General features: G+C 71.0%; 16 protein-coding genes and 1 tRNA gene. 7 read left to right on the top strand and 10 right to left on the bottom strand.

Annotated features, from left to right (window positions below; translation table 11 throughout):
• The first annotated feature begins 212 nt into the window (after window positions 1-212).
• On the top strand, window positions 213-2,693 hold the full coding sequence (locus ABZ464_RS16810; protein ID WP_359277044.1) for an SIR2 family protein: 2,481 nt from the start codon (window positions 213-215) through the stop codon (window positions 2,691-2,693).
• Window positions 2,694-2,712: 19 nt separating this feature from the next.
• Here ABZ464_RS16810 and ABZ464_RS16805 read toward each other — a convergent pair whose 3' ends face one another.
• From ABZ464_RS16805 to ABZ464_RS16790, 4 genes are all read right to left on the bottom strand, one after another.
• Entirely contained in the window at window positions 2,713-4,131 is a 1,419-nt protein-coding gene (locus ABZ464_RS16805; RefSeq protein WP_359277041.1) for a thioester domain-containing protein, read from the bottom strand.
• A gap of 271 nt (window positions 4,132-4,402) precedes the next feature.
• Entirely contained in the window at window positions 4,403-4,864 is a 462-nt protein-coding gene (locus tag ABZ464_RS16800; RefSeq protein WP_359277038.1) for a single-stranded DNA-binding protein, read from the bottom strand.
• 268 nt (window positions 4,865-5,132) lie between these two features.
• Window positions 5,133-7,022 (bottom strand): YfjP family GTPase, encoded by a 1,890-nt coding sequence (locus ABZ464_RS16795; RefSeq protein ID WP_359277035.1) that lies wholly within the window; start codon window positions 7,020-7,022, stop codon window positions 5,133-5,135.
• Window positions 7,023-7,025: 3 nt separating this feature from the next.
• A complete protein-coding gene (locus ABZ464_RS16790; protein WP_359277032.1) occupies window positions 7,026-8,630 on the bottom strand; it encodes a dynamin family protein in 1,605 nt (534 codons plus the stop codon).
• Window positions 8,631-8,951: 321 nt separating this feature from the next.
• On the opposite strand from ABZ464_RS16790, the gene ABZ464_RS16785 reads away from it, so the two are divergent.
• The 5 genes from ABZ464_RS16785 to ABZ464_RS16765 all read left to right on the top strand — a co-directional run bounded on the left by ABZ464_RS16785 (window position 8,952) and on the right by ABZ464_RS16765 (window position 13,840).
• A tRNA-Arg gene (locus tag ABZ464_RS16785) sits at window positions 8,952-9,024 on the top strand.
• Between the two features lie 1,072 nt (window positions 9,025-10,096).
• The gene (locus ABZ464_RS16780; protein WP_359277029.1) at window positions 10,097-10,828 is read left to right on the top strand and encodes an L-2-amino-thiazoline-4-carboxylic acid hydrolase; all 732 of its coding nucleotides are present in this window, start codon (window positions 10,097-10,099) and stop codon (window positions 10,826-10,828) included.
• Between the two features lie 253 nt (window positions 10,829-11,081).
• On the top strand, window positions 11,082-12,746 hold the full coding sequence (ettA, locus tag ABZ464_RS16775) for an energy-dependent translational throttle protein EttA (protein WP_359277026.1): 1,665 nt from the start codon (window positions 11,082-11,084) through the stop codon (window positions 12,744-12,746).
• A 6-nt stretch (window positions 12,747-12,752) separates the two neighbouring features.
• Complete coding sequence (locus ABZ464_RS16770) at window positions 12,753-13,163, top strand: thioesterase family protein (protein WP_359277023.1); 411 nt, start codon at window positions 12,753-12,755, stop codon at window positions 13,161-13,163.
• Complete coding sequence (locus ABZ464_RS16765; protein WP_359277021.1) at window positions 13,160-13,840, top strand: hypothetical protein; 681 nt, start codon at window positions 13,160-13,162, stop codon at window positions 13,838-13,840. Before ABZ464_RS16770 ends, ABZ464_RS16765 begins: the two co-directional genes overlap by 4 nt.
• Before the next feature lie 18 nt (window positions 13,841-13,858).
• Here ABZ464_RS16765 and ABZ464_RS16760 read toward each other — a convergent pair whose 3' ends face one another.
• The 6 genes from ABZ464_RS16760 to ABZ464_RS16735 form a co-directional block, all read right to left on the bottom strand.
• A complete protein-coding gene (locus ABZ464_RS16760; protein WP_359277019.1) occupies window positions 13,859-15,301 on the bottom strand; it encodes an SLC13 family permease in 1,443 nt (480 codons plus the stop codon).
• Window positions 15,298-16,212, bottom strand: a complete 915-nt coding sequence (locus tag ABZ464_RS16755; RefSeq protein ID WP_359277016.1) for an NAD(P)-dependent oxidoreductase — start codon at window positions 16,210-16,212, stop codon at window positions 15,298-15,300. The genes ABZ464_RS16760 and ABZ464_RS16755 overlap by 4 nt, the downstream gene beginning before the upstream one ends.
• A gap of 200 nt (window positions 16,213-16,412) precedes the next feature.
• The gene (locus tag ABZ464_RS16750; protein WP_359277013.1) at window positions 16,413-17,264 is read right to left on the bottom strand and encodes a class II fructose-bisphosphate aldolase; all 852 of its coding nucleotides are present in this window, start codon (window positions 17,262-17,264) and stop codon (window positions 16,413-16,415) included.
• Window positions 17,255-18,646, bottom strand: coding sequence for a four-carbon acid sugar kinase family protein (locus ABZ464_RS16745; protein ID WP_359277010.1), 1,392 nt, complete (start codon window positions 18,644-18,646; stop codon window positions 17,255-17,257). Before ABZ464_RS16745 ends, ABZ464_RS16750 begins: the two co-directional genes overlap by 10 nt.
• A gap of 160 nt (window positions 18,647-18,806) precedes the next feature.
• Window positions 18,807-19,508 carry a FadR/GntR family transcriptional regulator gene (locus ABZ464_RS16740; RefSeq protein ID WP_359277007.1) on the bottom strand — a complete coding sequence of 234 codons (702 nt, stop codon included), beginning with the start codon at window positions 19,506-19,508 and terminating at the stop codon, window positions 18,807-18,809.
• 166 nt (window positions 19,509-19,674) lie between these two features.
• Complete coding sequence (locus ABZ464_RS16735; protein ID WP_359277004.1) at window positions 19,675-20,079, bottom strand: globin; 405 nt, start codon at window positions 20,077-20,079, stop codon at window positions 19,675-19,677.
• A gap of 114 nt (window positions 20,080-20,193) precedes the next feature.
• Between ABZ464_RS16735 and ABZ464_RS16730 the strand changes: the two genes are divergently transcribed.
• Window positions 20,194-21,213, top strand: a complete 1,020-nt coding sequence (locus ABZ464_RS16730; protein WP_359277001.1) for a methyltransferase domain-containing protein — start codon at window positions 20,194-20,196, stop codon at window positions 21,211-21,213.
• The last annotated feature ends 6 nt before the right edge of the window (window positions 21,214-21,219 follow it).

Here is a 21,219-nt window from a genome sequence, read left to right as displayed (position 1 = left end):
CCGCTTTCCCCGTGCGGCGGCGGGCCGCCCATCCTATCGACCGGTTCCGCAGGTGTGTGTCCGGGCCCGCGCGAACTGTGGCGGTCCGAACCGCAGAAGTACGGCACGCGTAAGGCGTTCCTCGCTAAACTGATGGGCGGAGTTCGGAGTGCCGTGATAACTGGCCCTCAGGTCCGGCATCGACTCCATCAACGGGAGACAAGGGCATGCCGATGAGCGATTCAAAGCTGGGTCTCAGCGCCAAGGATCTGAAGTCTGCGAGAAACGCTGCGAGAGGTGGCGAATACCATCTCCTCCTTGGCGCCGGGGCAAGCAAGGGAGCCAGCAACAGCAGGGGCGCGCTCCCCGACGCGAAAGGGCTGGTCTCCGTCCTCGGAGAGGAATTCAAGAACGCTCGGATCACCGACTCGATCTCACTTCATCGGGCATACCAGCGAGCCCTGGTGGTCAGCTCGCCCGAAAAGGTCTGGCGCTTCCTGAAGTCGGTCTTCTCCGGAGCCGAACACGATGAATGGTTCCACAAGCTGGCCATCATGCCATGGAACCGAGTATGGACCCTCAATATCGACGACGCATTCGAGAACGCCTTCGAGGCGGCCAGGGAAAAGACCCGCCGACGGCTGCGGACGGTGAACTTCGACGACCCGTTCTCGGAGACGGGCGGTCTGGAAGTCGTGCATCTCCACGGGCATGTGATCGGACCGAACCCGAAAGGCCTCATTTTCTCACTGACCGAGTATCAGCAGCTCGCCAGTGAGAAGCGCGTCTGGAAGCAGGTGCTGGACGGGTGTCTGAGCACCAAGCCCTTCGTCGTCATCGGGGCGAGCATTCTCGGGGATCCCGACGTGGAGGCGGCCCTGCTGGGATCCTCGCCCTGTGCCACCGCGCCATCGATCATCGTCGACCCCGGAATTCCGGAAGACAACGCCTGGGAACTCGAGGCGCGCGGATACAGGATCGTCCGCATGACCGGAGAGGATTTCCTCGAGGCCTGGGAGGAGGAGCTCGGTCTCGACGAGGCGTCCCTGCGGGAACTCGAGGACGCCCAGATGCTCTCCATTCCGCAGTTCTCCCGCCTCCAGACGAACCGGTCCGCCCCCTACCCCAGGGCACACGATTATCTGGGAGGAGACGCCCCCGTCTGGAGGGATGTGCTGGACGGCAACGTCTCGGAGCTCGAATGGATGAAGGCGGTGCGGCGTGACTTCACTCAATGGCTGAGTGACGAATCCGCAGGATCACGGCTTCACATCATCTACGCCCCGAGGCTTTCGGGGGCGTCCAGCGGCCTTCTGCTGTCGGCGCGCAGTTTCATCCGAAGTCATGTCGATGTCTTCATTTTTGACGGATCATCAAGGTTCGACGCCGACCTGATGATCAAGTCCTGCCGCGACGGACGGCCGACGGTCCTCCTCATCGACTCGGGCGCAGACTTCGCCAATGACGTCGACGAGCTCCTCAACGCCGCGGCGCAGGACAGCAACGTGCGCATCTACGTCACCGTCACCGAGGATCCCCGGAATCACCTCCGGATGGAGGGGCGCCTTTCGGGCGACTACCCCCGTATGGTGACAAGGGTGCCGAACAAACTCGGGCACAAGGACGCTCAGCAGATCGTCGGACACCTGGAGAAATTCGGCCGTCTCGGGGCACTCGAAGGGGTACGACACCAGGACCGGGTGAAGCAGCTCAAGGGGCGGGACATCTTCTCCGCGCTGGTGGACGTCGAATACGCCACGGGGTTCCGGAAGAGGATACAGGCGGAGATCAAGGAGCTTGACGCCACCTGGAAGAAGAACCTGGTCCTCCTGCTTTCTCTCGCAGCTCAGGGCGCCCGCCCGGTAGGAGTCCTGGAGGCGTCCATTGCCGTGGGGCAGCGAAACAGCGAGCTCGCCGAATCCCTCAAGAAGGACGGGCACCTGGGTGCCCTGATCGAGCAGACCGGAGAAATCCTGCTGGCCCGGCAGCGAGGGAACACGGTGGACGCGGTGATCTCGGACATGTCCGAGCGCGCCGCCTTCAAGAAAGTACTCGCGACCGTCCAGAACCTCTCCCCCCTCGCCACCCGGGCAAGTCTGCATGAGCGCAACCGGGGCGCACGCCTGGCCGGCTACTTGATGACGGTGAGCCAGTTGCGGAAGAACTTCCCGACCGTGGAGCTGGAATCAGAGTTCTTCTCCGAACTCCTGCCGATCTTCGGAGACTGGAACGCCCGATTCTGGGAACAGCGGGCGAAATACGCCAAGGGGCAGCGGCGATGGGAGAAGGCCGACTCCTTCGCCGGCAGAGCGGTCACTCTCTACGACGACGTCTACACCAGGACCACCCATGGCACGATCCTTGTGAATCGAGCCGAGGACCTGGCGGATTCAGGCGATCCCAAGTGGTGGGACTTCTACCGGCGCGGCCGCCTGCAGTTCGAGACGGCGATCGACCGCGATCGGCTCAACCGCGTCACGCGATTCGCCTACCTCAACGCGACCTTGGATCTGCGGAAGGCGCTGAACGGAAGCCTGGCCGACGACACCTCGTCCACGGCACCCGCAGAGAACGTCTACGAGGTGATCACCGACTGGGAACGCGAATACATGACGCTCCGGCTGTCCCTGTCCGGCCAGGAGAACCTGGAATCGGCACGCCGCGCAGAATCCCTCTCCCAGCGATGGGAATCCCTCAAGAGGGAAGCGGAATAAGCCTGTCGCGGCGAACCCCTCAGTCCTGCGCCCGGTTCTCCTTGCGACCCACCAGCAGCAGCGCCGCCCCTCCGATCACCACCAGGCCGATGGCCGTGCCCGCGATGATCGGGGTGGCGCTGGAGCCGCCCGTCTCGGCGAGGTTGGTGTCGGTGGCGGTGGTGCCGCCGACGGTGGCCGGGCTGGGGTCGCTGAGGGTCTGGGTGGTCAGGTCCGAGGTCTCCGCGGTCCGGGTCCGGCAGTCCAGGAGGCCGGTGAAGCGGGACTCGGCGCCCTGGAGGCCGGTGATCGTGAAGTCGTAGGGCTGGTCCTCCTGGAGCGGGATCGTCACCGTCCGGGAGGCGCCCGCCGGGATGGCGTGCTCGGCGCCCATCAGGTCGAAGGTGAAGGCCTCGTCGCCCTGGTTGGCCACGGTGATGTCCACACCGCTCTCGGCGCAGTTCTTCGCCGCCGACAGGGCCGGTACGGCACCCTGCTTCGCCCAGCTCGCGGTCGCCGTCGCCGACACCGTCGACTCGCTGGAGCCGGCCAGGATCTGGGTCTGGCTGCGGCTCTCCGAGGTGAAGGCACGGCCGACCGGGATGGTCGTGGAGGCCTGGACCGTCAGTTCGGCGGAGCCCGGCTCGGCGTCGGCGGGGACGTCGAAGAACAGCTCGCTGCCGTCCCTCGCGGTCGTGACCGGCTTGCCGTCCCTGCCGACGATCCGCACCCCGGTGATACCGGCGTCCACCGGCGGTGCGACCGTCACCGTGCTCGCGCCCGTGTGCACCGTCACCGGTCCGATCGGCTCACCGGGGTGGCCCGAGACGGCCGGGGCGTCGAGCGTCAGGGACGCCTGCGGCTCGGCCGTGTCCCGGGCGGCCTTCTGGAGATAGTCCGCGAGCTGTTCGGCCTGCGGGTCGACGGCGTCCACGTCCGCGTCGTCCGAGTAGCGCCAGATCGCCACCTGGGTGCCCGCCGCCGCGTCCTGCTCGGTGAGTCCGCCGGCGATGCCGGCCTTCGCCGCCAGCGAGGCCAGATCGTTGACCTGGGGGTAGGAGTTCTTCAGGATCCAACGGATCCGGCCCGCGTCGTCGTTGGCGCCCAGCGAGGTGCCGCTCGACGGCGTCTCCTGGTACTTGGCGTCCCGCTGGGTGGGGTTGTGCAGGTCGACGCAGTAGGTCTGGAGGGTGCCGCCGCCATCGACGGACATCTCGAACAGGCCCGCCGAGATCTCCTGGTCCCCGCCGTCGTCATGGAGGACCGCCGCGCCGTACGTCTTGAGGCCGCCCATGGTCGCGGTGGCTCCGCCCTGGGTCTGCGTGGTCTCGTCGGCGGCGGCCGAGCCCGCGGACGCGATCATGCCCGCGGCGGCGACGAGTCCGCAGACCAGTGTCGACGCGGCGAAGCGGGCAGCGCCGCGCGGACGCGCGGACGGCGCCGAGAACGAAGAAATCAACGCAATTCCCCTTCGAGCAGGACTCGTTGACGTGGGGGTACGGTCCCGCCAGCGGAATCAGAAGCCCCGTGAGCCACGATCGGCATCCTAGAGACGCCCGCGCACCCGGTTTCCCGGTCATGTCATCGGATGGGTGATCCGACTCGGAATCGTTATCCCCAAGATCGTCAACAGGCGTGCCGTGCGCGGCGCTTATCGACAAATCCACCGGGCAACGCGGATGGATCCGCCGATAAGCCGCCCACCGGTCAGCTCGGGGCACCGCCCGACATCACGTCACCGCCACCGCTTCACCGAGCTGTTGGGCTCCCGGTGCCGGTGTCTCCCAGTCGGGTTCGGGCCGGGCGGGGGCGCCGACGACGGCCGGCTCGGGCCTGACCGAGCGTCGGAAGGCCGAGGTGCCGCGTGCGATGTCGTGACCGATCGACACCGCGTCGATGTCGGCCGAGGTCCAGTTCTGCTGCCCCTCCCGCGTCTCCGTGCGCACCTTGAGCCGGCCCTGCACGATCACCGGATCGCCGACGTTCAGCGACGCCGACGCGTTCACGGCCAGCTGCCGGTTGGCCCACACCGTGAAGAAGTTGGTGTGCCCGTCGGCCCAGGCGCCCTTCTCGCGGTCCCAGTAGCGCGCGGTCACCGCCAGCCGGAACCGCGCCGACGGTCCCGCCGCCAGCTCCCGGTAGACCGGCTGCGTCGCCACGTTCCCCACCGCGCACACGATCGTCTCGTTCATCGTCGAACCCCTCCCGGACACGCGTACGGGCCCGTCCCGTACGGCTGCGGTCGTCGCGTCGACCGCGTCCTTCGCGATCGCCGCACGGCCAGACTGCCTCCGCCGGGCCGGGCCCGCCGCGCCCTGTGGATCACCGCGCGTCCGTGGACAACTCCACCACCCGGACGAGTGAGCCCCGGTGATCCACTTGTGGATCACTCCCCAGCCTGTGGATCACGCCTCGCACGCCGCCTGCAGCACGCCCCGGCACTCACCCGCCCGGCCCGGCTCAACGCGCTGCCGCCCCGGCCCCCGCCCCCACCACCCTCCCGTACTGCTCCCGGACCTCCCGATACCGCAGCAGCTCCGCCGCCAGAGGGTCCAGGACCCGGGCCCGGCCGCAGCCGGCGGCGGCCTCGCGCAGACGCCGTTCCGCGTCCTGCCCGTACCGCCGGGCCGGGCCCCGGGCCGCCAGCCGGCAGCTCCACTCCACCAGCGGACCGCCGACGATCCCGGCCACCATCAGCAGCACCGGCACCCCCAGGTTCGGGTCCATGACCCCGGCGATCTGCCCCACCAGCCACAGCCCGCCGACGACCTGGAGCAGCGTCATGGCCGCCTGCGCCAGCACGGCCACCGGCCACCACCCCGGTCGCGGTGGCCGCCCGGGCGGCAGTCCGGCCCGGGCGGCCAGCTCGTCCAGCGCCTCGGGCAGCCCCTGGGAGCCGCGTACGGCCGCCTCCCGCACCGCCTGCGCCCAGGGCGCGGGCAGCCCGCCGGAGGCCCGCTCGGACACCGTCCGCACCGCCTGCTCGACGCGCTGGCGGGCCGTGGCCTCCTCGTCGGCCTGGGTGCGGGCCGGGAACCGGCCGGTGATCGGGTCCACCTCGCCCTGGCACCACCGCCACAGCCGCAGCCACGGTGTCCCGCAGGCCCGGCCCGCGTTGCGCAGCCAGGCGCGCTCGGCGGCCTCGCCCGCCGCGGTGGCGCCCACCGCGTCCGCGAGCCGGTCGGCGAACTCCTCCCGTGCCTCCTCGCTGAGCCCGGTGCGCTGCCCGGTGACGTAGACGGGCCGCAGCCGGGCCGCGGCGGCGTCCACGTCGGCCGAGACCCGGCGGCCCGCCGCACCGCGCTCCGCGACGAACTGGCCGAGCAGCTCGCGCAATTCGCCGACGCCGTCCCCGGTGAGCGCGGACATGGCGAGGACGGTGGCGCCCGGTTCGCCGTACTCGCCGAGGGCGATGCCGTCCTCGTCGAGGAGCCGCCGCAGATCGTCGAGGACGAGTTCCGCGGCCTCGCCGGGCAGCCGGTCGACCTGGTTGAGGACGACGAACATCACCTCGGCGTGCCCCGCCAGGGGCCGCAGATACCGCTCGTGGAGCATGGCGTCGGCGTACTTCTCCGGGTCCACCACCCAGACGACCGCGTCGACCAGCTTCAGGATGCGGTCCACCTGCTCGCGGTGCGCCACGGCGGCGGAGTCGTGGTCGGGCAGGTCGATCAGGACGAGCCCGCGCAGCTGGGCCTCCGCCTCCGCGCTCTGCGCCGGCCGTCTGCGCAGCCGGCCCGGGATGCCGAGGCGGTCGATGAGGCTGGCGGCGCCGTCGCTCCAGCTGCACGCGATGGGCGCGGCGGTCGTCGGGCGCCGTACGCCGGTCTCCGAGATGGGCACCCCGGCGAGCGTGTTGAACAGCTGGGACTTGCCGCTGCCGGTGGCGCCCGCGAGGGCGACGACGGTGTGCTGCCCGGAGAGCTTGCGCCGCGCCGCCGCCTCGTCGAGCACATGGCCGGCCTCGGCGAGCGTCCTGTTGTCGAGGCGGGTGCGGGACAGGCCCACGAGTTCGCGCAGCGCCTCGAGCCGGGAGCGCAGGGGGCCGTCGTAGACGGGCGGGCCCCCGGCAGGCGCGGCACCGGTCCGGACCTCCACCACGGCGGCCTGTTCGCCGCCCGCACCCTCGTTCACCCGGCGCGCGATGAGACCGTCGTCCCACGCGCCGACCGCTTCGGCGACGGGGTCCGTGGCGGCGCCGCCGGCCTCCGCGCGGGACGCGGCCTGCCCAGGGGCCTCCTCGGCGGCGTCCTTGGACTTGCGTTCCGTGCGATCCGTCTGGGCCGTGCGTTCCGTGCGATCCGTGCGATCCGTGCGATCCGTGTGGTCCTCGTCAGTGACGGCGGTCACCGGTCACCTCTCCTTCTGCAGTACGGACAGCGCGGCGATGAGTTCGGCCTGGGGTTCGGCGTGGACGTCGAGTCCGTCGAGGGGGGCGAGGCGGCGCTCGCGTTCGGCGTGCAGGACGCGGTCCAGGTGTTCGGTGAGCAGCCGTCCGCCGCGGTCGCGCAGCCGCAGCGCGCCGTGGGCGCCGAGCCGTTCGGCGAGGCCCTCGCCCGCGGTGCGGGCCCGGCGGCCGCCCAGCAGGGCGGTGGCGACGAGGGCGGCGATCGCCTCGGGGTCGGCGGCGCCGCGTTCCAGGGCGCGCACTTCGTCCTCCGCGTACTCCTCCAGCTCCCGCCGCCACCGTCGTACGGCCATCCCGATGCGGTGTTCGGCGTGTTCCGGGGTGGACTCGGCGTCCGTCAGGGCCGGTGCGGCGGAGGCGGGTTCGCGGCGCCAGGCCTCGTCGACGCGTTCGTCGGCGGCGGTGACGGCGCACAGCAGCAGGGCGGCCAGGCTCTCCGCCAGGGCGTCGAGGAGTTCGCCCGCGGTGCAGTCCAGGGGGAAGGCCCGCCAGCGTTTGAGGGCGTCCCCGGCGAGGACGGCGCCGTTCTGCAACCGGCCCCGCACGCGCGCGTACTCGCTGTCGTACGCCTTCTCCACGGTGGTGGTGAGCCGGAGCGCGGCGGCGTACTGCGCGGCGGCGGCGCCGGCGAGTTCCGGCATCCGGGACTTGAGGGAGTCGAGGACGCCGTGGGCGGTGCGGGCGAGGACGTGGTGGCGGGCGCCGGGGTCCTGGGCGTGGTGGACGAGCCAGGTCCGCAGCGGGGCCACGGCGGTGGCCGGAAGCAGCCCACCGCCCCAGGCGGACTCGGGGAGTTCGGGGACGGTGAAGCGGGGTACCTCGCCGAGGCCGGCCTTGGTGAGCAGGGCACCGTACTGCCGGGACACCTCGGCGACGACCTGGTGGGGTACGCGGTCCAGGACGGTGACGAGGGTGGCGTCGTACTCCTTGGCGGTGCGCAGCAGATGCCAGGGCACGGCGTCGGCGTAGCGGGCGGCCGTGGTGACCATCACCCAGATGTCGGCGGCGCAGATCAGTTCGGCGGCGAGGGCGCGGTTGTCGGCGATGAGGGAGTCGATGTCGGGGGCGTCGAGGAGGGCGAGGCCGGGCGGGAGGGTCTCGGCGGTCTCGATGCGCAGGACGCGCCGGCCGTCGTCGCCGGGCGGCAACAGGTCGTCCGTGGACTCCTGATGGGGCACCCACGCGCGCGTGAGGCCGGGCAGGACGCGCATACCGCTGAACCAGTGATGGTCCTCCGGATGGCAGACCAGCACCGGGGTCCGGGTCGTCGGGCGCAGCACCCCCGCCTCGCTGACGCGCCGCCCGACCAGGGAGTTGACGAGGGTCGACTTGCCCGCGCCGGTGGAGCCGCCGATGACGGCCAGGAGCGGCGCTTCGGGCTGTCTGAGGCGGGGCACCAAGTAGTCGTCGAGCTGGGCGAGCAGTTCGTCGCGGTTGGCACGCGCGCGTGGCGCCCCCGCCAGGGGCAGCGGGAAGCGTGCGGCGGCGACACGGTCGCGCAGGGCGGAGAGTGCGTCGAGCAATTGAGGCCGTACGTCCAAGGTCACCACATGCGAAGAATGCCCAATTTTAGGGGATTTATGAAGCATATAGGCATGTCTGCGCGCCGATAGGACACAAGGGACGGAAGGGGCGACTGGGACACAGGCACAGCCCAGGCATAACGAGTGCACAACACCCGGGTCGCGAGACGCCAAAAGCGATGCACGATTCGCACCTGCCTGCGATTATCAGGACCGCTTCACCGAACCTCCACATTGAGCCACGGAGGCGAAGCAACCGGGACAAGGAACCGGGAGCCCTATCCTTGTCCCCGGCAACGTCACGGATCGCCCCACACCCGGGCAGCACGTACGAGGCCACCCCATCCGGCCCCCGTAGCTCAGTGGATAGAGCAGGCGCCTTCTAAGCGCTTGGCCGCAGGTTCGAGTCCTGCCGGGGGCGCAAGTCTCCGCCCTCCCTCCGGGAGGGCATTTTTGCTGTTCAGGGCATGTTTCACGCGACACGACAAGCCCCGGACACCCCCCTGACGATCAAGGGGAGGTTCCGGGGCGGTCCGGCTGTCACCGGGCTTTCGCGGGTGGCCCTGTCGAATACGTGTCGAAGTTCTCGGCGGGAAGACTCAGCCCGCGTCGGTCGGCTCGGGAAGCTCCCCCGCGGCCTCCAGCCGCCTTTTCAGGCCAGGAAGCCGCCCCTCGAAGCACCGCGTGTATGTGGCCGGCAGCACCGGACGCTGTTCCCGGCCCATTCGGCCACCTGGGCGGGTGGAATTCCGTCATTGAGCCACTTCGTGAGGCGCGAATGACCGAGCCCGCGTGGGATGCCCCGGCACGGTACGCGTGTCGCCCTCGGCACGACCCTTGAGGTCACGTTCCTCGTGGATCTCCCCGGTGTCGGTCCACTGCTTGCCGATCTCCGGTGTCGCCGTGTGCATCAGCAACTCGCGCCAGGTCTCGGGCGTCGGGGCCAGGAGGCGTCACGTCCTGTACCCGCATGGCTACGGCTTCCTCCGGCCGCAGGCCGCAGCAGTACAGCGCGGCGAAGAAGGCGTGCTGCCGCTTTCCGCCACGCGGCCTGGTCCGCGTTCATCAAGGACCGCTTGTCCACGGCGTTGCTGGTCTTGGTGACAGCCGTCGACTCCTTCCCCTGGGGAGGAGGTTCGTCCGCAGAACGCGCCGCCCGATCGCGTGCTTCATGACGACGTCGAGGACCGGCGGTGCCGCAAGCACGTGCCCGAGCAGTCCGCACGGCCCATGGATCGCCGGCCGTGCTCGCGGAGAAGCCGCACCATTCATTCCAGCCCGGGAGGTTCGACGCCGTGCAGCTGCATGCGAGGAAGTTTCGTCGCCACCGGCCAACCCCGGCAATCGCCCGCGCACGGCGCTGGGTCGCGTCCGGATAGGCCCGGCAGTACGCTCTTTCACAAAGTCGGGGATCGAGGAACGGGGCCGAAGCCCCCATCGAGGTCGCACCCCTTTGGCCGTCTCTGATCGCGATCAGTGGGCAGGGTGACTTTATGAACGCCATCGACAAGGCAATCGGAGCAGAGGCCCACTGGTTGATGGGTCGCGTCATGCCCCGCAAGTTTCTGGGCGAGGTCCGCAAACACCTCCACCATGTGGCACCCGATCGCGAGGGCGAGCTGATCGACGCGATCCGCGCGCGGGCGGACGAAATCGTCGACGCGGACGAGGACTTGGCCACCGACGGATCGTCGAAGGGTGCGCTGGCGATCGGTGCGGTGGTACTGGCCGCCTTCGAGAAGCTGGTCCCCCTGTTCGACGGGGACGAACGGCGTACGATCCGCTATCTCCAGCACGCGATGAGCCCGGTGCTGAGGCGCCCGTACGACATGACCTTCTCGACGCTCAACGAGCGGGACCACGCGCTCGACAAGATCGAGAAGACGTGCCGTGTGATGGTGAAGCTCTACCCCGCTCACTTCGAGTTCGACTTTCAACGACCGGAGCCTGGCCTTTTCGAGATGAACGTCAGGCGCTGCTTCTGGCGCGATTTCTTCGCCCGCCACGACGCCACGCCCGTCACGACGGTGATGTGCGCGTTCGACGTGAACTTCATGAAGGCGATCGACCCCGCGGTCAGCGGACTGCGCGCCGAACGTACCTCCCTGCTGTCACTCGGCGACAGCAGGTGCCGTTTCGCCGTCCTTGAGACCGACGACCCTCTCAGCGGCTACAGCGACGCTCTCGAAACGCGGTTCGTCGACGACAGGGAAGGCAACGGCTGACGGGCTCGTGCTCAAACGATCGCAGCTTCCCCAGCGGCGCGGCTTGCTGAGGTTCAGGCGGCTGAATCGAAGGTGTCCGTCGTGGGCCAACCGGCCGGACCGGGACCGACAACGACAGACGTCCCGCACCTGTCAACGGTGAAAGACCAGGTCAGCGCCCCCGGCCCGAACGGGTTTCCCCCCAGGGGTAGCCGTCCGGCAAGATGGGGTGTATCTGCCCACTGCCAGATTTCAAGCTGCCGGACGGTTTCTCTTGGCTGAGTACATCTACACCATGCGCAAGACGCGCAAGGCACACGGCGACAAGGTCATCCTTGACGACGTAACGCTGAGCTTCCTGCCCGGCGCGAAGATCGGTGTGGTCGGCCCGAACGGCGCCGGTAAGTCCACCGTTCTGAAGATCATGGCGGGGCTGGAGCAGCCCTCCAACGGCGACGCGTTCCTGTCGCCCGGATACAGCGTCGGCATGCTGCTCCAGGAGCCGCCGCTCGACGAGTCCAAGACCGTCCTGGAGAACGTGCAGGACGGCGCCGCCGAGGTCATGGGCAAGCTCAAGCGGTTCAACGAGGTCGCCGAGCTGATGGCGACCGACTACTCGGACGCGCTGCTCGACGAGATGGGCAAGCTCCAGGAGGACCTCGACCACGCCAACGCGTGGGACCTGGACACCCAGCTGGAGCAGGCCATGGACGCCCTGGGCTGCCCGCCCGGCGACTGGCCCGTCACCAACCTCTCCGGTGGTGAGCGCCGCCGCGTCGCGCTGTGCAAGCTGCTGCTGGAGGCCCCCGACCTGCTGCTGCTCGACGAGCCCACCAACCACCTGGACGCCGAGTCCGTGCAGTGGCTGGAGCAGCACCTCGCGAAGTACCCCGGCACCGTCGTCGCCGTCACCCACGACCGGTACTTCCTCGACAACGTCGCCGAGTGGATCCTGGAGCTCGACCGCGGTCGCGCCCACCCCTACGAGGGCAACTACTCCACCTACCTCGACACCAAGGCGACCCGCCTCAAGGTCGAGGGCCAGAAGGACGCCAAGCGCGCGAAGCGTCTGAAGGAAGAGCTCGAGTGGGTGCGGTCCAACGCCAAGGGGCGTCAGGCCAAGTCCAAGGCCCGTCTCGCCCGGTACGAGGAGATGGCGGCCGAGGCCGACAAGATGCGGAAGCTGGACTTCGAGGAGATCCAGATCCCGCCGGGCCCGCGGCTCGGTTCCATCGTCGTCGAGGTCAACAACCTCTCCAAGGCCTTCGGCGAGAAGGTCCTCATCGAGGACCTGTCCTTCACCCTCCCGCGCAACGGCATCGTCGGCGTCATCGGCCCGAACGGCGCCGGCAAGACCACGCTGTTCAAGATGATCCAGGGCCTCGAGACCCCGGACTCCGGCGACATCAAGGTCGGCGAGACCGTCAAGATCTCGTACGTCGACCAGAGCCGCGAGAACATCGACCCGAAGAAGACCCTGTGGGCCGTCGTCAGCGACGAGCTCGACTACATCAATGTCGGACAGGTCGAGATGCCGTCGCGGGCGTACGTGTCCGCCTTCGGCTTCAAGGGCCCCGACCAGCAGAAGCCGGCCGGCGTGCTCTCCGGCGGTGAGCGCAACCGCCTCAACCTCGCGCTCACCCTCAAGCAGGGCGGCAACCTGCTGCTCCTCGACGAGCCGACCAACGACCTCGACGTGGAGACGCTCTCCTCCCTGGAGAACGCGCTGCTGGAGTTCCCCGGCTGCGCCGTGGTCGTCTCCCACGACCGGTGGTTCCTCGACCGGGTCGCCACCCACATCCTCGCCTACGAGGGCGAGTCCAAGTGGTTCTGGTTCGAGGGGAACTTCGAGTCGTACGAGAAGAACAAGATCGAGCGGCTGGGTGCGGACGCCGCCCGTCCGCACCGCGCCACCTACAAGAAGCTGACCCGGGGCTGATCGATCTTGCGGCACATCTACCGCTGCCCGCTGCGCTGGGCGGACATGGACGCGTACGGCCACGTCAACAACGTGGTGTTCCTCCGCTATCTGGAGGAGGCCCGCATCGACTTCCTGTTCCGCCCGGAGAAGGACTTCCAGCAGGGGTCCGTGGTGGCGCGCCACGAGATCGACTACAAACGCCAGCTCGTCCACCGGCACTCGCCCGTGGACATCGAGCTGTGGGTCACGGAGATAAGGGCGGCGTCCTTCACCATCACCTACGAGGTGAAGGACGACGACCAGGTCTACGTCACCGCGTCGACGGTCATCGTGCCGTTCGACTTCGCGGCACAGCGACCGCGCCGGATCACGGCGGAGGAACGCGAGTTCCTGAACGAGTACCGCGACGACGCCGAGGAGGCCGTCGCCGCATGACGGTGCTCCACCTCGCCGACGAGGGGGAGGCGGCGGACCTCGCGGCCTTCCTCTCCCGGCTGCTCCACTACGACCGTGGAGCCGCGGTGCGCCTCCAGGCGGCCGGGACGGCACTCGCCGTGTTCGGCCGGCCGCCCTCCTTCGAGGTGCTCGCGATCCGTGCCGTACGCCTCGCCAAGCCGTACGAGGACGGGCTCGACGTCACCCTGGACGCCACCGTGTCCGCGGGGGAGCTGCTGGAGGCGGTGGACGAGAGCGCGGCCACGGCCGCCGTGCCGCCCGCCGTCACCGGGCCGCCGTGGGCCGGTGTCCTGCCGCCGCGCGGCGGCTGGCGCGCCGAGCCCGGACTGCCGGCGCCCGACGCGCTGCGGGCGCTGGTCGGCGCGGCCGTCGCCGAGTTCCGGGGCCGTACCGAGGAACTCGCCCCCGAGGGCCGTACCCGCGCCGCACTCGACCGGATCGGACGGGAGATCTGGTCCCGGACGGTCGGCGACACCGGGCTTCCGGTACGGGCCGTGCACGCGGCCCAGTCCCTGGGGTTCCTGCGTCCCTCGGCCGGGGCGCGGGACCTGGCGCTGCTCTCGCTCGGGTCCTGGCTGCGCCTGCGCACGCCGTACGGCTCGATCGCCGTACGACGTGCGGGTTCGCTCGGGACCCTGGACGTCAGCGTCCGCTGACGTCCGGCGCCGCCCCGGTCACACCAGGGGCCACAGCGCGGCCGTCAGACCGAAGCCGATGAAGCCCATCGTGGTCGTCAGGACCGTCCAGGTGCGCAGTCCGGTGGCCACGTCCAGGCCGGTCAGCCGGGTGAACATCCAGTAGCCCGCGTCGTTGATGTGCGAGACGGCGAGACCGCCCGCGCCCATCGCCAGGGCGACCAGGGAGAGCTGGCCCGTCGACAGGTCGGCGCGCTGGAGCAGCGGGGTGAGGATGCCCGCCGTCGTGATCAGCGCCACCGTCGTCGAGCCCTGGGCGGCACGCAGGGTGAGCGCCGTGAGGAAGCCCAGGAAGAGGGCGGGCAGCCCGGTCCGGTCCAGGACGTCGGCGATCGCGTCGCCGATGCCGCTCGCCACCAGCACCTTGCCGAAGACCCCGCCCGCGCCCGCCACCAGGATCACCATGGCGACGGAGGGGAGCGCCGAGCCCATCACGTTCGCGATGTGCGCGCGGTCCCAGCCGCGCCGGGCGCCGAGCAGGTACGCGCACAGCGCCACGTCGATCAGCAGGGCCACCATCGGGGCGCCGAGGACGGTGAGGACCGCGCGGAGCGTGGAGCCCTCGGCGAGGAGGTTCTGGCCCAGGGTGCCGGCCAGGATCAGCAGGATCGGGGTGACGATCAGGGCGAGGACCATGGCGAAGGAGGGGGCGGGCGGGGCTGTCTCGGTGGTCGTGGCGGGGGCCGGCCGGGTGAGGACGGCGGTGCCGTGGCCGTCGTCCGCCGCGGGGACCGAAGGAGCGCCGGAGGCCGAACCGCCGGTGGGCTCCTCGCCGTAGACCTCCGCGTACACCGCCGGGTCCATCGGGTACTCGCGGCGGGTCATCCGGCGCGAGACCAGGTAGCCGAGGAGGACGACGACCGCCGTGACCGGGATGCCCAGCAGCAGGACCAGGCCCTGGTCGGCGCCGATGGCCTGGGTGACGGCGACCGCGCCGGGGTGCGGGGGCAGGAAGGCGTGCACGGTGAGCATCGCCGCGCCCATCGGGAGGGCGTAGACCAGGAGCGGCTTGCGGGAGGCGCGGGCCACGCCGTACGCGATCGGCATCAGGATGATCAGTCCGACCTCGAAGAAGACCGGGATGCCGAGGACGAAACCGGCGACCGTGAGCGCGAGCGGGGTGCGCTTGGAGCCGAAGCGGTCGATGAGCGAGTGGGCGAACGAGGCCGCGCCGCCGGAGAGTTCGATGATCCGGCCGATCATCGCGCCCAGGGCGATGATCGTGGCGATGTGCCCGAGGGTGGAGCCCATGCCCTCCTCGATGGTCTTCACCAGGTCCGCGGCCGGGACTCCGGCGCTGAGCGCGACGCCGATGGAGACGACGACCAGGGCGACGAACGGCTGCACCTTGGCCCGCAGGATGAGCAGCAGCAGGGTGGCGACGCCGATCGCGGCGATGAGGAGGAGAGTGGTGTGGCTCATCTGGTGCCTCCGGTGGTGGGCGCCTTCGGGGAGAGGACGGTGACGACCGAGGAGTCGTCGTGTGCGGCCAGGCCGGCGGCCTCGCCGAGGAGGTAGAGCTGCTGGGCGGCGGAGGCGAGCGGGACGGGCACGTGGGCGTCCTTCGCGATGCCGGTGACGATGCCCATGTCCTTCACGAAGATGTCGAGACGGGACTTCACCTCGGGGGCGGCGCCGTCCGCGTACGTCTCGACCATGCGGGGGCCGCGGTCGGCGAACATGAACGAGCCCGCGGCGCCGTGCCGGAGGCTCTCCACGACGGTGGCCGGGTCGAGGCCGAGGCCGCGGGCCAGCGCGATCGCCTCCGCTGCGGCGGCGATGTGGACGCCGGCGAGGAGCTGGTTGATCGCCTTGAGGGACTGGCCGTCACCGGGGCTTCGGCCCACGACCGTGAGGGTGGAGGCCAGCAGGTCCAGGACCGGGCGGGCCAGATCGAGGGCCTTGTCCTCGGCTCCTACGACGATCAGCAGATCGCCGTCGCCGGCGCGGACCGGGCCGCCGCTGACCGGGGCGTCGACGGTGAGGACGCCCTGCTCGGCGAGGCGGGCCGCCGTGGCGCGGGCGGCCTCGGGGCCGACGGTGCTGGTGAGGACCACGACGGCGCCGGGACGGAGGGTCCCGGCGACACCGTCCGCGCCGAAGAGGGCGGCGTCGACCTGGGGCTGGTCGCGTACGGCGAGGAGGACGACGTCCGCGTCCCGGGCGGCGTCGGCGGGGGTGGGGGCGGGGGTGCCGTTCGCTGCCGCGAGCTGGTCGAGACGGGGTTGGGAGATGTCGTAGGCCGTTACGGGGAGGTGGGCGGCCAGACGGGTGGCCATGGGGAGGCCCATGGCACCGAGGCCGATCACTGCGGTGCGGGGACGGGGGGTCATCGGGGGTGGGGCCTTTCTGGGGAGCGGTGGGGAGGGGTACGGGGGAGGGGTAAGGGGGAGTGGTGTGCGGGTTTGGCCGGTGCTGGGCGGGGGTGGGTGTCGCTCGCCCGCGCTTGCGGGGTGGGCGCAGCTGCGCAAGCCGAAGGGGCGCGGGGAACTGTGCGAACGGCCCACGACGGCCCGCAGGTGAACGGCTCGGCTCAGCTCAGTGCGTTGATCACTCGCGATGCTGCCGCAGCGACAGCCGATCGGCCCGCCGACCACACGCTCACCGCGTCCGAACCGGGGAGTGCCGAAGGGAGCGCCGCCGCCGTCGCCTCGAGGTACGCCCGGCGCAGCTCCGCGTTGACGTTGATCTTGGCGACGCCCCGGGTGAGGGCCGCGCGGAGCTGCGGTTCAGGGACGCCGCTGGCACCGTGCAGGACCAGCGGGACGGGGACCGCGGAGTGGATCGCGGACAGGCGGTCCAGGTCGAGGCGGATCGGTGCGGCGGTGAAGCCGTGGACGTTGCCGACCGCGACCGCCAGCGCGTCCACGTCCGTCGCGGCGACGAACTCCGCCGCCTGGGCCGGGTCGGTCAGCGCGGCCGCGCAGGCCGTCGCGTTCGTCGAGACGTCCTCGTCGCCCGGCAGCGCGCCCAGCTCGGCCTCCACCCAGGCGCCGTGGTCACGGGCCCGGCGGACCGCCTCGCGGGTGAGGGCGATGTTCTCGGCGAAGGGGAGGTGGGAGCCGTCGACCATGACGGAGGTGTAGCCGGCCTTCAGACAGGCGGTGATCTCGTCGAGGTCGCGGCTGTGGTCGAGGTGGACGCCGAGGCGGGCGGAGGAGCCGGCCGCCGCGTCGAGGGCGAGCCGCATGAGGGGGTCGCGGCCCGCGTGCTGGAAGGGGCTCGAACCGGCCTGGATCAGTACGGGATGGTGAGGGTGCGCCTCGGCCGCCGCGACGATTCCCTGGACGGTCTCCAGGTTGTAGGCGACGAAGCCGGGCAGCGCACGGCCGTCGGCGTGGGCGGTGGTGAGGGCCTTGAGGCCGTCGGGGCCGGTCAGCAGCATCGGGCGGCGCTCCTGAGCAGGGCGAGCGCGTCGGCGAGGGCGTCGTCGCCGCCGACGTTCCCCGCGAACACGATGTAGGGGGTGCCGGCGGCCGGGCCGTCGACGGGCTGCCAGAGCGAGACGATGCCGGGCAGCAGGGTGCCCCGGGCCCGGGCGCGGCGGATCTCCAGGCCGTGGGTGGCGGTGTCGCTGGAGGTGATGCCGCCCTTGGCGATGACGAACGCGGGGCGGCGGGCCGCGGTGATCAGCCGGACGGTCTCCACCAGCGCGGCCGAGACGCTGCGCGAGATCGCGAGGCTCTCGTCCGGGTCGGCGGCCGTGACGACCGTACGGGTGGTGCGGACGACCGTGTCGGCGGTGGCCATCGCGCGCGCGGCGGCCTCGGCGGTCTCGTGGATGTGCGGGTCGCGGCGGGCGGGGTCGAGGAGCCGGGTGACGTCGAGTTCGAACTCGGCGATGTCCGTCGTCGTCTCGCGCAGCCGGTTCAGCTGGCGGGTGGTGAGGCCCACGTGCGAGCCGACGACGATCAGGCCGTGCGGGGCGTCGGCGCGCAGGGGCGCGAGTTCGGGGGCGGTGAGCGGGGGGTGGGCCGGCTGGCCGGCGCGGGCGCGGACGAAGGAGGGGCCGACCCGGTGCAGGAGCCGGGTGCCGTTCTCCTCCGCCTCGGCCAGGGCGAGCGCGAGGACGCGCAGATCGTCGTCACAGACGGCGTCCACGACCGCGGGGGCGCCGTCGCGGAGCCCGGCGAGCAGACCGGCGACATGGCCGGGGCCGCCGGTGCGCAGGTCGGTGAGGGTGATGCGGAGGACCTTGTCGGAGGGGACGCGGCCCTTCGTCTTCTCCTCCACCCAGTCGGGCAGGGCGGAGGAGGTGTAGCCGAAGGTGGCGTCGCGGGCGAACTCGCTCTCGCCGACCGGCAGAAGGCCCTCCGGGGTGCGCATCCAGTGCACCGAGTCGACCGTGAGCCGGCCCGCCTCGATGTACGCGGGGACGAGGACGACTCCGTCGGGGGCGGCGCCGGTCGCGGCGAGCTCCTCGGCGAGGACGTCCGTCTCCAGGGGGAAGTGGCCGCGAAGGGTGGAGTCGCCGCGGGAGGCGATGACGTACGGGACGCCCTCGGCCCGCGAGGCCTCGTGCAGGGCGCGGGCGATCTCGCGGTTGCGGGTGGCGGCGTCCTGGGGGGAGAGGCTGCGGGTGTTGGTGAGGACGAAGAAGGCGGGGCTGTCCTGGCGCAGGGCCCAGCGGAGGTCGTCGGTGGTCCAGGTGGTGAGGACCGGGATGTCCTTGACGGTCTGGGTGCCGGTGGGGTCGTCGTCGAGGACGGCGAGGCGGGGGGCCGTGGTGAGGCGGGCGGCCACCTCGGCGGGGGCGACCGTCCTCACTGGGGGGATATATGCCATTATTTCGGGCTCGGGAAGGGCATGACGGGGTAGGGACATGGCGGTTCCTGGGATGGGGTTCCTGGGCGGCTACGACGTCAGGGACTACGACGTCAGGGACTACGACGTCAGGGCCTACGACGCAGCGGTTACGGCGTAGGCGCTACTGCTGCTTCATCACGTGGGCGCGGTAGTCCGTCGCCGTCTGGTGCATATGGGCGTTCATCGCCTCGCGGGCCTTGTCCGGGTCGCCGGATTCCAGGGCGCGCAGGACCTGTTCGTGGTGGGCGATGGCGTTGACGCGGATCTGGGGGACGGCGGAGGTCTCGCGGCGGCCCTCGGCGAGGAGCGCGCCGAAGGGTTCGAAGAGGAGCGGGACGAAGAGGTTGCCCGTCGCCCGCATCACGGTGGCGTGGAAGTCGATGTCGGCCTGCACGAACTTCTCGGTGTCGTGCTCGTCGGCGGCCTCCCGCATGGTGGCGAGATGCTCGCGCAGCTGGGCGAGATGGGTCTCGTCGCGGCGGAGTGCGGCCAGTTCCGTGGCGCCGTTCTCGATCAGACGGCGGGCCTCGATCAGACGCTCGGACAGGGAGGAGTGGGAGGAGTGGGAGGAGTGGGACGCGGCGCGCACCACCGGCTCCAGCGCGGTCCAGCGGTCCGGCGGGTTCACGTAGGTGCCACGGCCGCGGACGACCCGTACGACGTTCTGCGCGCGCAGCTGCTTCACGGCCTCGCGGACGGTGAGCCGGCTCACGGAGGCCTGCTCGGCGAGCTCGCCCTCCGGGGGGAGCGCGGCGTCCGGCGGGTGGGTGCCGTCGATGATCTCGCTGAGCAGGCGTTCGGCGAGGTCTTCGGAGAGCGACATCGTGGGGCCTCCGGCGGGCGGGGTGCGGGTCTGGAGCCACCGTACAGTCGTTGGCTGGAGATCTGACGTCAGACATCTGATGTCTCGACGGGGGTAACCATGACAGCGGGTCGGGGGCCCGTCAATACCCTTACGGGATTTCTGTCCGGTTACGGCAGGGGGACCGTCAGTCGGCCGCGTTCACCATCGACGCCGCCGCGTACGTCAGGTAGTTCCACAGCGTCTCCTCGTGCTCCTCGGAGAGCCCGAGCTCGTCGACCGCGTCCCGCATGTGCCTCAGCCACGCGTCGTGTGCCGCCCGGTCGACGACGAAGGGGGCGTGCCGCATCCGCAGCCGCGGGTGGCCGCGGTTCTCGCTGTACGTCGTGGGACCGCCCCAGTACTGCATCAGGAACAGCGCGAGGCGCTCCTCCGCCGGGCCCAGGTCCTCCTCGGGATACATGGGCTTGAGCAGCGGGTCCTCAGCTACTCCCTGGTAGAAACGGTGGACCAGCCGGCGGAAGGTCTCCTCCCCGCCGACCTGCTCGTAGAAGGTCTGCTCCTGAAGCGTGCCGCGCCGAATCTCTTTCACTCCCCCATGGTCTCAGACGGGGGGACCGAGGACGGAAGGCTTAGGACCCCCGGGCTGTCCGACCGAGCCCCCCGGCCGCTCGCCTCGCCCTCCGTTCCGCCGCACAGTGGAGGCATGGGTGGGCTCGACCTCGACCGCGGTCTCGACGACCTCGCCGCCTCGGCGCGGGCCGCGATGGTGCGCGCCGTCGAGGCGAGCGGGGCCTTCGCCGCCGATCCGCGCTGGCGGGAGGCGTTCGGGGCGGTCCCGCGTCACCTCTTCGTGCCGTACTACTACGTGAGCGCGGCCGGCGGCGCCGGCGGGTTCGAGCGGCGCTGGGGCGAGAGCCCCGACCCGCGCACCCGGGAGCGATGGGTGCGCGGCGCCTACGAGGACACCCCGCTGGCCACCCGGCTGCGCGACGGAGAGCTGCTCTCCTCCAGCAGCCAGCCCTCGCTGATGGCGCTGATGCTGGCCGAGCTGCGGGTCGAGCCCGGTGACCGGGTGCTGGAGATCGGGGCGGGCACGGGCTACAACGCGGCGCTGCTGTCGTACCGGCTCGGCGACGACCACGTCACCACCGTCGACCTGGACCCGGAGATCACCGAGTCCGCGCGCCGCCACCTCGCCGCCGCCGGCTACCACCCGACCGTCGTCACCGGGGACGGCGCGCGCGGAGTACCGGAACGCGCCCCCTTCGACCGGATCATCGCGACCTGTCGGCTCGCCTCGATCCCGCGCGCCTGGATCGCCCAGTGCCGGCCGGGTGCGCTCGTTCTGACCCCGCTGGCCACCGGCCTGGTCGCGCTGACGGTAGGGGACGCCGGGCACGCCGAGGGGCACTTCCTGCACACCCCCGCCTACTTCGTGCCCCTGCGCGGGGCGAGCCGCCCGGCACCCGAGCCGACCGCGCTGAGCGGGGTGCCGCGCCGGGCGAGGGAGAGCGACCTGTTCCGCTTCCTGCTGTCGCTCACCCGGGGCAGCCTCGAACCCCGGGAGGCGTACGCCCTCTGGGAGCGCGAGGGAATGCCGGACCGGCGGCGCTACGGCGTCACGGTCGGCGTGAGGCACGCCTGGGCGTGGCTGGACCAACCGGAGGGGCCGTACGCCTGGCCCCTGCCGGGCTCGTCGGGGGCGCGGCTCGTCGAACCGTAGCCCCCG

The sequence above is a fragment of the Streptomyces sp. NPDC005820 genome, assembly GCF_040630255.1.
Lineage (GTDB): Bacteria > Actinomycetota > Actinomycetes > Streptomycetales > Streptomycetaceae > Streptomyces.
Note: the sequence above shows the minus strand (reverse complement) of the source record. Positions and strands in the feature narration are given on the sequence as shown.